We start from the raw sequence: 12,335 nt of genomic DNA, 5'->3' as shown, positions 1-12,335 counted from the left end.
CCTATCACCTCAACTTCCATTGAAACAAAGAATCTTGATAAAATAACTCTTTATTATACATTCTATCTACAATATCCCAAAATTCCTTTTCCGTATACCCCAGGAATTCACAAAAATCTCTCACACAAAGAGGATCCAGTGCATGATCATGTTCCTTTACCAATTTAAAAGCTTCGTCTCTTGTTATCATACCATAACGTACCATACGGGCAGCATAATCCGTAGCAGAGGCATGACCGAATTTAGGATACTTCATCCAGGAATGTACCAAATAAGCACGACTGTCCACTTGGTCCATCTGCTCCACATGATGCGTTCTATTCCATTCGTGAGTTAAGTCATGAAAACCGTATCGCTTAGCTATTTCATAATTCTTAAAACTATTCCACTCCACAAAATAACTCATATAGATCGGGTCAAGACTATTGATATCTTCAAGCGCAGGAGGTTCGAAAAAATTTAAATCTTTCAGAGTAACGCCATCACCTAATAAATCTCCAGTAGGTATACCGGCTCCTACTCCATTAGATATCTGATCCTTGGCGGAATAAGTTTCCACAGCACCATTACCACCATATTCATAGCTGACATTCTCTCCGTAAACTAATAAAGGAGTATTAAATTTCAATGCCATGTGCAAAGGATAAGTATAGATATATCTATCTATAAAATAAGTGGGCTTACCATATCGTTCAAAAGTTTTCTTCATTATTATCTTTTGAGCGCGGATATTGGGTTTCATACTTATAATATCACACCCGAAAGCTTCTGAAATATTTTTTAAGTTATGAATGCCGGCCTTAGTCATCGGAAGATTATCCTCCACAGAAACAAGCAACGGGTTCATATGAAGCACTTCTTTCATCATATAAACTTGAAAATGGCTATCTTTTCCCCCACTTACAGCAACCATACAATCATAGCCATTAGGTCCATTCATACCACGATACTTATCGCAAAGAGCCTTAAACTCCTCAAAACGAACTTTATAATTCACTTTCTTACGATTTTCGTAAGACTGGCAAGCTGAACACACGCCTTCTTCATTAAAAGTAATACCCGGCCTCGTATCCGGCATCACACATTTTGTACAATATTTCATAATCAAATAATTTACTTATTTTTATTTTTTACAAGATAAGACTCTACTAAATGGCCGTCCAGCCACCATCAACTATTAAATTCTGTCCCGTTACATATCGGGCACCATCTGAAAGCATAAACGAAACAGCTGGAGCAATGTCCGCAGGAGTACCCATTCGACGCATTGGCACCTTAGCACAGTAACGCTCAACAAAAGAGGGAGGTTGATGATCAAAAATGCCACCGGGAGAAACACAATTAATCCGAATATTATTCTTACCATAATAAGAAGCCAAATAGCGGGAAAAATTAATGATACCTCCTTTTATGGCGCAGTAAGCGGCCGGCGAAGTTCCCCCATATTCTTCATAAAGAGTAAAATCATTACCCACAACTCCATAAATAGAGGCGATATTGACAATAGAACCATATCCTTGCCCGGACATAACCGACAATACAGACTGGCAAATGACAAAACAACTATTCATTTGCAGATCTACATTCTTCCTCCAGGAAGCGGGAGCAATATTTTCGAAAAAAGCTCCCCAGTCTGGAGTACGCGGATACGCACTATTTACCAGTCCGTCTATCCGGCCAAACGTTTCTTTGACCATAGATACCAGGCTGTGAATTGATAAATCATCTGAGATATCCAAATGATAGGTACCTTTTTCAAGGCAAGTATCGACATTGATATCTGCGTTTATTGCAATTCCACCTTGACGACGGATGTCCGAGACTATTTCACGTCCGATAAGGCCACTGCCTCCCGTTACTAATATTATTTTATCTTTTAATATCATGATTCCAAACAAATTTGAAGTACATTATATGCATCTGTTATTGTATTGAATGTAGGTTTTCCCACACGTAAGCAATCCAAAAAATAAGCAAGTTGGAGTTGATAAGTATCCGCTATTCTTTGGCTGGAGCGAAAAGCTATTTCCCCGTCTATAGACACACAATTCTCCAACAAGTCAACATAAATCGTCTCACCCTCACAAACGATCTCTAAAGAACGCCGGGCATCACGACGATAATAATTAAGAATAATACTCACATGATAATCATCATAGCACAGACAGTAATTGGCATAATCATACGATTTTATTCCCAAGGAAGAAGAACTGGAAAATATTCTTTGAGTGCATGATGGAGTACCACACAACCAATAAATATAATCGATTTCGTGTATCAAGTCTATATGGACGCCACCACCAAGTTCAGGAATAGCACTATAATTCATTGTATAATCAACCCCTTCCCCCCTCCAGGAAGGCAAATAAGAGCCACAATAAACATTGATCTCATTGATTCGTAAGCCGGATCCGGCAATATATTGCTTAGTAAAAAGAAGAGCATCCAAAAAACGAAGGTTACATGCGACATAAGTTAGAATGTTTTTTCGTTCAATCTCTGCAACTGTTTCCTTGACGTCCAGTTGATGAGAAAGAGGTTTCTCGATAAAAAGCGGAATATTTAATACTCCCATTTGTTGAATTGTCTTCTGATGTTCTGACGTTGGATTAGAAATAATTGCAAAATCAAAAGAATATTCTTCTACCTCTTTCATGGAAAACAAGTCTGTTACTCCATCGACAGAATTAGAAAACCTGGTTGAGCGTAAAGCATAAATTCGCACTTCAGGATCAAGACTCCTCAAAGCAGCGATATGTTTCCGGGCAATTGAACCTAATCCGACAATCAAAACATTCATAATAAGAAATCCAGTTTATTATTCGACATTAAATAAGAAATTATCTCAAAATCGATCGGATGGTCCAAGTCAAAACAAATGTGGGGTACCTTATAAACCAAAGAACGGTCTGTGATCGCCCCTTTATAACCCATGTCAAAAAAAGATCTTTTATAGAAATAAAAAGAAGCATTCAAGTCGTAAACCTGAGGAGCAGATTGTCTGGTAAAAACATTATTATCAGGCATTTTCACTTGGGCATAATATCCATTTTCTTTTTGTTCTACCATATTGAAATAAGGACTTCTGCCGGCCTCACTTACTGAAAATAAGTTTATTGCATTTTCATCAGAACGGAGAATATCAAAAGCAATCTTTAAATCTTGTAAATTCCTTAATGGAGAAGTCACATCCAAATCTAAAATATAATCATATATTTGCCCTTGTTTACTCTCCGAATATAAAACAAGATCTTTTATAGCATCAATCTTACCAACCGTATCATTAGCCAAATATTCCGGACGTTTATAATCTGATTTAAGCCCGTATACTCCAGCCACTCGAATAATTTCTTCCGAATCGGTAGAAAGCATAATGTCAGTACCTTCAAATACTGACTGAAACTCTTTTGCCACGGCAATCGAATATCCTATTAAAGGCTGCCCGTTCAACGGCTTAATATTCTTACCGGGAATTCCCTTAGAACCGCCACGAGCGCATATAGTGATCAAAATTTTCATATATCATAAATGTTTAACTAAATCTTGTGCCTTTTTATAATCTTCATGTTTACCTATATCAATCCAATAGCCGGTTATAGGATAACGGACTACTTTCAGGTTATTATGAATCAACAGTTCCATAAAGTCCGTGGCATTATAAAAACAATTATCAGGCATCATATCCAACAAACTCTTTTTTATCAGATAAATTCCGGCATTCGCATAATAGTTATAGGTCGGCTTTTCTTTGACCCCATGAATGTTACGCCCTTCTAATTCAAAAATTCCATAGGGTACAGAGATAGAATAAGGAACGGCAGCCACGGACATATCAGCATCGTGTTCTTTAAAATGGAGATAGAAATCTTCATAATCTATATTGGTAAACAAGTCTGAGTTCATGACTAAAACCGTGTCATGACAAAAAGGATATACAAATTTGATTGAACCGATAGTGCCCAAATAGCGAGGTTCACGGACACATTTGACCCGTATACCATCACGCGGTTCCTTGAAATGATCCTCCAATTGCTCTCCCAGGTAATTCACAGTAACCGAAATATGTTCCACTCCATAAGAAATCAGACGGTCTACGTTATAATCAATAATGGCTTTATCACCGACATGGAGTAACGGCTTAGGAATTGTCTCTGTTAACGGACGAAGTCGCTCTCCTTTTCCACCCGCCATTAACACGGCATCTATAGGAAGAATGGATTTCCGTTTCTTCAGGTTAATAACCTTCAGTATTCTCTTCTTCCCATCCAGGCAAGGAACCAAAGATATACCACGATCTTTGTACTCTTTTATTGTTGAGAAAGGGGAATCTTCCGTCATAAACAAGAAAGACCTGGTCATTGCGCCACAAACACAGTCTTTTATCTCACCTCCGCCAATCAGATAGCGGCGAATATCACCATCAGTCAATGTCCCGACCATCTGGTCAAATTCATTCATAACAAAAAGGACAAGTACATCGTGAGATAAATCATTCAAAGCAACCAACGCTTCGCGGATAGTTGCCGTATGAGGAATTAAATATTTGGAATAATCAGACATTGTAATTAAAGGTCATAAAAGGATTTTGATGTCAGGCCATCCAAAGAGACGGTCTTCAAAATAGTGCATATGGCATCCGCCGTGCCCTCCTTATCATAAGGATTCCGTTTCTGTTTGGCGATTCTGGCAACCGGATCCGACAATACCGTTTGTATACCCAGACAGATATCTTCTTTCGAAGTTCCACAATGGACAACACTGCGGGAGCTTATCCGTCCTTTTTGTCTATCGCCGATATTCAATGTCGGAATACCGAAGCTGGGAACTTCAATGATACCGCTGGAAGAATTACCGACAACGGCCGATACATATTGTAAAGTGGAAAGATAACGGACCTTACCCAACGAAACGAAAGCGACTGACTCACTACGGTGTCTTTCCACAAATCGCTTGATTAAATCAATTATTATACGACCATCCGTATCCGAATTGGGAAAAGTAAAAATTATCCGATAATCAGGAAAGGACTCCAAAGACTCCAAAAGATTCATGCATTGCTGTTCGGCCGTAGAGTTTTCCAAGGTGACAGGATGGAATGTGACCAGCAAAGACTTATCTCCCAACTGAAAATTAAGGCTCTTTTCCAGCTCCTCTTTGGACAGTAAAGGCACATGTTTGATATTCTCCACTCCAAGAGCGCCGACATTAAAAACCCTATCAGGACTCTCGCCCAATTGAATGACCCGTCTGCGATAAGGCTCTGCCGATGTAAAATGAAGATGGCTCATCTTCGTAATGGCATGCCGTATATTATCGTCATAAGCGCCTTCCGTTATCTCTCCTCCATGTATATGCGCAACAGGGATCTTATAGAAAAGGGCGGCACTCACAGCAGCCAGTATCTCAAAACGGTCTCCCAAGACCAATATCAGATCAGGAGACAGGTCTTCAAACGCATCGGCAAAACCTATGGTAGCCAATCCGACTGATTTGGCGGTCCCATTGGCAGTATCAGAAGAGAGAAGCATCTCCACTTTCTTATCAATGCGGAAACCATCTGTTTCAATCTCTTTATAAGTCAGGCCAAACTCCGGAGAAAGGTGCATATTAGTAGCTATGATTTGCAGCTGCAAATCCCTGTCAAATTGAATCTTGGCCATCAGACTACTGAGTAGGCCATATTCCGCACGGCCGCCCGTTATAACACATATCTTCCTCATTGGAGTACTATCAAATCATCCTTTTTAAATGAACGGCATGCCTCAGTACCAATGACGGACTCCCATTGCATGGGTGAAATACCGGTACCGGGACGTTTGACAGTCAGGTTCTCTTCAGTCAACGGTTCCCCCTTTCGAATATCCCTCGCGGCAACAATACTCTTGCGGGCGACAATACGATTCCCGGATTCTGATAAAGATACAACTTTCTCTTCCCGGCCCAAGGCCTCTTCCACATTACGAATAGCCGAAACCATTTGTTTTAATTCGGAAGGCTCCAAAGAGGCCTTATGGTCGGGACCTTCCATGCAGCGATCAAGGGTAAAATGTTTTTCTATCACTGTAGCACCAAGAGCGACAGCGGCCAACGGGATCTCTATACCGAGCGTATGATCCGAATATCCTGTACGTACTCCAAACTCTTCATGGAGCTTGCACATAGCCTTCAAATTTACATCACACATGGGAGTAGGATACTCCGTATTACAATGAAGAATAGTTATTTGATCTGTTTTTACACCAAACCGGTTCAATAACGAGATGGCAGATTGGATTTCCTCCACTGTACTCATTCCGGTAGAAAGGATAACGGGCTCTTTCTGTTCCGCTATAAATTTGATATATGGATAATTGGTTATTTCACCTGAAGGTATTTTCCATAATCCAAGGTGAAGACCGGATAGGAAACGGAGGCTATCCATATCAAAAGCTGTAGATAAAAAGCGTACGCCTTTCAATTTACAATATTCTATTAATTCAAAATGCTGGTCCACAGACAATTCTAATTTCTTAAGCATAGAATACTGTGAACAATCAGTATCCGGCATGTTCCTTTGCTGATATTCCGCTTTGGGAGCGGAAAGAGAAACTAAATTCTCTGTCTTAAAGGTTTGAAATTTTACATAGTCCACACCGGCCTCCGAAGCAACATCTATTAACTTTTTAGCAAGGGCAATAGAACCGTTATGGTTTACCCCGGCTTCGGCTATAATCAAAGTATGCATTAAATCTTTATTTTCAAAGTTGCGGGATTACCCGAATAAATTCCCTTTTCCAGAATATCCTTACGTACTACCGAACCCGCACCGATGATACAACCGGAAATGATGGATGTACCATTCACCATTACCGACTGGCTGCCCAAAAAAGAACATTCGCCCACCTTGCAATCTCCATTAACCATAGTACCGGTTGATATATGACAATTGTCACCGATCAGGGCATCATGCTCCACATTTACAAAAGTATTGATGATACAACCACTGCCAATCCGTGCACCGGCATTCACAAAGGCATGATGCATGACCACAGTACCCGCACCGATCTGAGCATGTCTGGAAACATAAGCGGTGGAAGCAATCAGGGTACCAAAATGTCCGCCGGAAGTTCGTATTTTATCATGAATCTTCAATCGTAGAGAAGATTCCTTTATAAATCCGACAGTAACAATAAAATCAGCCTGATCCACAAATAAGGGGATATCATCATCAGTACCGAGAACAGGATAGCCTAAGATGGAATGGCCGACATTTTCCGGAAGATCCAATATACCCAGGATGGAATGCCCCATACTCTCAGCGACATCAATCACCGACTTGCAATGTCCGCCGCCACCGACTAAAATTAAAGGCTTCATACTCCCAAACGAACACTACTTGGTATATTCACAACTCTTTCTTCCAACCACACAGTATTCTCCAAACCATCCGTCTCGCATCCCCGAAACATCTCAAGTCTGTTCATCAATTCCCAAACGGGGCGGGTCATTACACCATGGTCATTCGTATATTCAAGGAAAGACTGTTGGGCCCGGCGGTCTTTCAGAAGTACAGCGTTCAACCAATAGTTAGAACGGCTGTTCGCAGGCTCAACAACAAACTCAACATCAGGAATACGAGAGAAAAACTCACGGTACCGTTCCGCTGTCTCACGTTTATTGACAACATACCTGTCAAGATTCTCCATTTGGGCACAACCCAATGCGGCATTGATATTAGGCATACGGTAATTGTAACCGATATGGTCATGAACAAATGCCCAACGGTGCGGAACTTTGGCCTGGGTCGTCAAATGTTTGGCAAACTTGCCCAGCTCTTCGTCCTGGAAAAGCAACATACCCCCACCACCGGTGGTGATCGTTTTATTACCATTAAAACTGATGGCTCCCACTCTTCCGAAAGTACCCGTATGACGGCCTTTATAGAAACTGCCGATACTTTCGGCCGCATCCTCGACAAGTTCTATATGATATTCGTTGCACACTGCCGACAATTCGTCAATCTTCATAGGATGCCCGAACGTATGCATAGGAACACAAGCCTTGATACGGCGTCCCGTCTTCTTATTATAACACTGCCCATTCCTTACTTCCGCATGCGTAGACAACCACCTTTTTACAGCAAGAGGAGAAAGACCCAAAGTATCTCTATCCACATCAAGAAATACAGGATGTGCGCCAATATAACTGATGGCGTTACAGGTAGCGATAAAAGTAAGAGCCTGAGTTAAAACTTCATCATCACGCTCAACACCGACAAGAAGCATACCCATGTGTAATGCATTAGTACCACTTACACAGACAACAGCTCTTTTTGAACCCGTATAGCAAGCAACCTGCTCCTCAAAGCGATCAACAAATTTGCCCACACTCGAGACAAAAGTAGTATCAATGCATTCTGCAAGGTATTTTTTTTCGTTACCGATAAATAAAGGAGCGTGCAACGGAACAAATTCATCCGTACCAAACAAGTTATGGATGAAAGTAGTTATATTATTATACATACTTGTAAACATTACATTTTCTGATCCAGATTCTTTCCTTTCTCCACGTGTTCAAAATTGGGAAGGAATCTTTTAAGTGCAGTCACGATATCAGACTTATGGCAATCCGGAAGGGCAAAGAGGGACTCCAGCTCATCAAAGAAGGAATCCAATTCAGACAAAGGACGTTTACTGACATCCTCAATCACACCCAAAGAAGAAAAACGTTCTAAATTTAACTTTTCACCGGGCACATAGAATTCTTCGTAGTCCTTTTCACCCGTAGTATCACTTTTAAAATAAACAACAGGGTATATCTTACTGTCATCCGCCATTTCGGCAGCATATCTTCTGGCTTCTTCATCTGTAGCACACTCTTTCTTTTCATAGCCCAGAGTACGGAGGAAACGGTCACAGATAGAAGAAAAAGTGATCATCTTTTCCTCACCCAGCTTTGGAAAGAAAATCTCTCCGTTATTTCCAAGAACACAGGCAAGCATACAGATCTGGCCGCTTTCCTCAGGCGAAACGAAATAGCGTTTCACGTCATTGGGGGCAGCCAGAGGCTGTTTCTTCATGATACGGTCAATAAAACCGGCCAATAGGGAGCCATTGGAAAAGGCGACGTTGGCAAAACGGGCAGTAGTGACCTTAAATTTAGATGAATATGCCATTATCATATCTTCCATGATACGCTTGCTGGCACCCATTATATTCACAGGATTGGCTGCTTTATCCGTAGAAACACAAAAGAAATGACGGGGAGGAAATTCCGATAATAGATCAAGCAGTTTCTTGGCTTTTATTACATTATTTTCAATCAGAGCCTGTACCGAATATTCATCTTTCTCACTCCGTACATGCTTGTGTGCCGAAAAATTGGCTACAATATCAAAACCCTGCTCCTTACGGAACATCCGCTCGAAGATGGGATCTGCAAAGTTCAAGGTATAAGTACGATACTCTTCCGGAATATGCAGCCCATAAGTGGAACGCAAATCACGGGTAAGTTCGGCCAATCCATTCTCGTTTAAATCGATCACAACAAGTTTAGAAGGCTTAAAAGGAAGAATGGCTTTTATATAGGAAGAACCGATAGAACCGGCACCGCCAATTACCAATAAACTTTTACCTTCAACCTCCTGGCGAAGACGATCACTGTTTGCTGCAATATCGGGAGCAAACATGCTGGAACGACGAAAAGTGATATTATCGCCAATAAAATTATCTATATTAAGCATATAATACAATACCTTGCTCTAAGTTATTCTATAATATCGGCTAAGCATCTCTTCGCCTCTCCTATCAACTCCTCTTCCCCCGTCTGCTCAAAACATTCCAGCAGCAATTGACACTTCAAACCTAAAGCCGGAAATTGTTCCAAAACCAACATCGAACGGTTCAATAGCTCTTGTATAACCTGTTCATTCTCTGCGGAGACATTAAACAACATGGCATCATAACCCTTGAACAAAGTGACAAGTATTTCTGCTTCTTCTTCGGGAGATTCCCCCTTCCGGAGAAGAAGATCGGCACACAAATTACGGAGTTCCTGGTTTAACGCAGTAAGTTCATTCACATAGACAGGAGTACCGTCCTCACCATACTCCAGAAGCTTTTTCACAACAGAGGACACAGAGTTACACAGAGAATTTTTCATTTTAAAAAGGAATGAATTATGATTCGTCGATTCTTTCTTCGGTTTTTGACTTATATAAAAGAGAATTGTATCTAATGACGTAACGGGACATTACATATATTGTTATCGCCATTACATATAATGGCATTTTCTTTACATTTATAGTTTTTATTTATCCTTTCGGACGTAACTGGCCGGAATAGTCACCATGGCGCTACCGAACATATCGATACGCACTAAAATGTGATATTTATTATTGTAACGGACCAACTCACCACGCAAGCCCTGCAAGTCACCTTTAGCTACTACTACACGAGTTCCCTGAGGAATGGTTTCACCGGTCAGAATAACTTGATCATGGGAATAATCGAGCATATAACGAAAATCAGCCATCTGCCTATCAGGAATACAAGTGGGAGCTCCGGTAGAACGATCGCGAAGGAAATCGTATACATTCAGGGTATTTCGTACGGCAAACATTTCCTGACGAGAGATGTGAACAAAAACCATACGGGGCAAGAGAAGGCGCTCACGCTCGATGCGCTTTCCTTCACGTTCGATGACACGATTTTGAACAGGGAGAAAAGTATCTACTTCCTGTAACTGAAAATAATCCCGAACTTTACGTTCCGAATTAGTTCGTGTCAATACGACATACCAATGTTTATCGTTATCTGTTGCCTCCAACGCTGCGTCCGTAAGAATAAGTTTGAATAATGAGTAGAAATGAAAATTTGTTAAAAACAGAAATTCTCAAAAAAGAAATCTGATTCTCAACAGTTTACAAATTAAGTTTTTTAATGATTGGATATAGAAAAAGTATTCGCATCAGATTTGAGAACCATCTGATACGTTGAATTATTTTATTTGAAATATATATTCGATTCAAAAAAGAGTATTCACACGCATATATATTTTCGGTTACAAAGGTAAAACCTTCTTTCGAGTCTCCAAAACTTTTCACAGATTATTTTCACAAAACATGGCTATACCCATGTAAATCAAAAGTATAATTCAAATCTTCATAAAGAAGGGAAGTACTATAATATATGTATTATAGAAAAATATAAAAACAAGCATTTAATTAAATAACAAGAAGTATTAATGCTAACTTGATAAATTGACAACTTCATATTTTAAATGTAAAAGGATGATTCTACCTGAACTAAACAACAAACATATAATCATCTGATTTCCTGCAAACAGGGTATTAATAAAATGATTATAGGAAGTTAACTTTAACACAGTGTTAAAGTTAACTTCGTAACCATAGGATATTAACTTCATAAAAATACGAAGTTAATAAGTTATCGGCAAGCAATTAAACTTCTCTTCTTACCATTAACATTGTTAATACATTCAGTAGTAAGCTAACCATCGGTATCCTTTACAACTGCATCATTTTCTTATGCCCTATTATACATAATTCCTCTTTTCTGCGGCGGTACATGGCTATATTGGTAAAACCGGCATTAACAAGAGTGGCCTTCAGCTGATCCTCGGAATACACCACCATTCCTTCGACACGACTGGTCCATACTTCATTCGTCGGATCACTCATTTCGCAACAGATAAGAAAAGCACCGCCAGGCTTCAAGACACGTGCCACTTCAGTAAAAGTATGCTGTAAGTCACTCCAGAAGTAAATGGTCTCAAAAGCGGTGACCACATTAAAACTGTGATCGGAATATGGAAGTTGATCGACACTCCCCTGCTCTACAAAACAACGTGTACCAAGTTGCCTTCTGTTTCTTTTTCGTGCAAAAGCAACACTTTCCGGTGAAATGTCTATGCCAAAAGCCTTACCTTGCGGGCAATATTTGAGGATTTGCGCCAGGTTGGCACCACCACCGCAACCTATATCAAGCACGTTCCATCCCTGATGCCACTCCATACAAGACATTCCCCAATGAGCCAACGAAGCATGTCCCTGATTCATTCCCCAGAGTATCATTCTTCCAAAGAATCCTTCGGGTTTACGGACATTCTGCAAGATTCTGTTAATAAGGCTTTTTCTTTTCATTTATTATTTGTTTTGGTTTCGCAAACAAAGTTACAGATTCCACATAAACAGGCAATACCTAAAAGTAGGGAATTTATTCGATAGAAGCACAGTATGAATTTCGTTTCTATTTCATAAATATTACATAAACATTACAACATAACTCTTTCATTATCAATATCTATTAATAATAAATATTCATATATTCAGTAAC

The 12,335-nt window shown here is 40.0% G+C and carries 13 protein-coding genes; all 13 read right to left on the bottom strand.

Annotated features, from left to right (window positions below; translation table 11 throughout):
• Positions 1 to 4: 4 nt before the first annotated feature.
• The 13 genes from FDF36_RS08375 to FDF36_RS08315 all read right to left on the bottom strand — a co-directional run bounded on the left by FDF36_RS08375 (position 5) and on the right by FDF36_RS08315 (position 12,142).
• The gene (locus tag FDF36_RS08375; RefSeq protein ID WP_220391022.1) at positions 5 to 1,102 is read right to left on the bottom strand and encodes an N-acetyl sugar amidotransferase; all 1,098 of its coding nucleotides are present in this window, start codon (positions 1,100 to 1,102) and stop codon (positions 5 to 7) included.
• A 46-nt stretch (positions 1,103 to 1,148) separates the two neighbouring features.
• A complete protein-coding gene (locus FDF36_RS08370) occupies positions 1,149 to 1,886 on the bottom strand; it encodes an SDR family oxidoreductase (protein WP_005798400.1) in 738 nt (245 codons plus the stop codon).
• Complete coding sequence (locus tag FDF36_RS08365) at positions 1,883 to 2,800, bottom strand: Gfo/Idh/MocA family protein (RefSeq protein WP_220389928.1); 918 nt, start codon at positions 2,798 to 2,800, stop codon at positions 1,883 to 1,885. Before FDF36_RS08365 ends, FDF36_RS08370 begins: the two co-directional genes overlap by 4 nt.
• Positions 2,797 to 3,519: an acylneuraminate cytidylyltransferase family protein gene (locus FDF36_RS08360; protein ID WP_220389927.1), complete on the bottom strand. Its 723-nt coding sequence runs from the start codon at positions 3,517 to 3,519 to the stop codon at positions 2,797 to 2,799. The genes FDF36_RS08365 and FDF36_RS08360 overlap by 4 nt, the downstream gene beginning before the upstream one ends.
• Positions 3,520 to 3,522: 3 nt before the next feature.
• On the bottom strand, positions 3,523 to 4,560 hold the full coding sequence (locus FDF36_RS08355) for a nucleotidyltransferase family protein (protein WP_220389926.1): 1,038 nt from the start codon (positions 4,558 to 4,560) through the stop codon (positions 3,523 to 3,525).
• 5 nt (positions 4,561 to 4,565) lie between these two features.
• Entirely contained in the window at positions 4,566 to 5,720 is a 1,155-nt protein-coding gene (gene neuC / locus FDF36_RS08350) for a UDP-N-acetylglucosamine 2-epimerase (protein ID WP_220389925.1), read from the bottom strand.
• The gene (gene neuB / locus FDF36_RS08345) at positions 5,717 to 6,724 is read right to left on the bottom strand and encodes an N-acetylneuraminate synthase (protein ID WP_220389924.1); all 1,008 of its coding nucleotides are present in this window, start codon (positions 6,722 to 6,724) and stop codon (positions 5,717 to 5,719) included. Before neuB ends, neuC begins: the two co-directional genes overlap by 4 nt.
• On the bottom strand, positions 6,724 to 7,356 hold the full coding sequence (locus FDF36_RS08340; protein ID WP_220389923.1) for an acetyltransferase: 633 nt from the start codon (positions 7,354 to 7,356) through the stop codon (positions 6,724 to 6,726). The genes neuB and FDF36_RS08340 overlap by 1 nt, the downstream gene beginning before the upstream one ends.
• Entirely contained in the window at positions 7,353 to 8,501 is a 1,149-nt protein-coding gene (locus FDF36_RS08335) for a LegC family aminotransferase (RefSeq protein WP_220389922.1), read from the bottom strand. Before FDF36_RS08335 ends, FDF36_RS08340 begins: the two co-directional genes overlap by 4 nt.
• 11 nt (positions 8,502 to 8,512) lie before the next feature.
• Positions 8,513 to 9,721 (bottom strand): UDP-N-acetylglucosamine 4,6-dehydratase, encoded by a 1,209-nt coding sequence (locus FDF36_RS08330; RefSeq protein ID WP_220391021.1) that lies wholly within the window; start codon positions 9,719 to 9,721, stop codon positions 8,513 to 8,515.
• Between the two features lie 23 nt (positions 9,722 to 9,744).
• Entirely contained in the window at positions 9,745 to 10,140 is a 396-nt protein-coding gene (locus FDF36_RS08325) for a UpxZ family transcription anti-terminator antagonist (RefSeq protein ID WP_220391020.1), read from the bottom strand.
• Positions 10,141 to 10,287: 147 nt separating this feature from the next.
• Positions 10,288 to 10,806: a capsular polysaccharide transcription antiterminator UpcY gene (gene upcY / locus FDF36_RS08320; RefSeq protein WP_032531822.1), complete on the bottom strand. Its 519-nt coding sequence runs from the start codon at positions 10,804 to 10,806 to the stop codon at positions 10,288 to 10,290.
• Positions 10,807 to 11,506: 700 nt separating this feature from the next.
• On the bottom strand, positions 11,507 to 12,142 hold the full coding sequence (locus FDF36_RS08315) for a class I SAM-dependent methyltransferase (RefSeq protein WP_032531821.1): 636 nt from the start codon (positions 12,140 to 12,142) through the stop codon (positions 11,507 to 11,509).
• Positions 12,143 to 12,335: the final 193 nt, after the last annotated feature.

Source organism: Bacteroides fragilis (assembly GCF_019583405.1).
Lineage (GTDB): Bacteria > Bacteroidota > Bacteroidia > Bacteroidales > Bacteroidaceae > Bacteroides > Bacteroides fragilis_B.
This window is presented reverse-complemented; position numbering and strand designations above follow the sequence as displayed.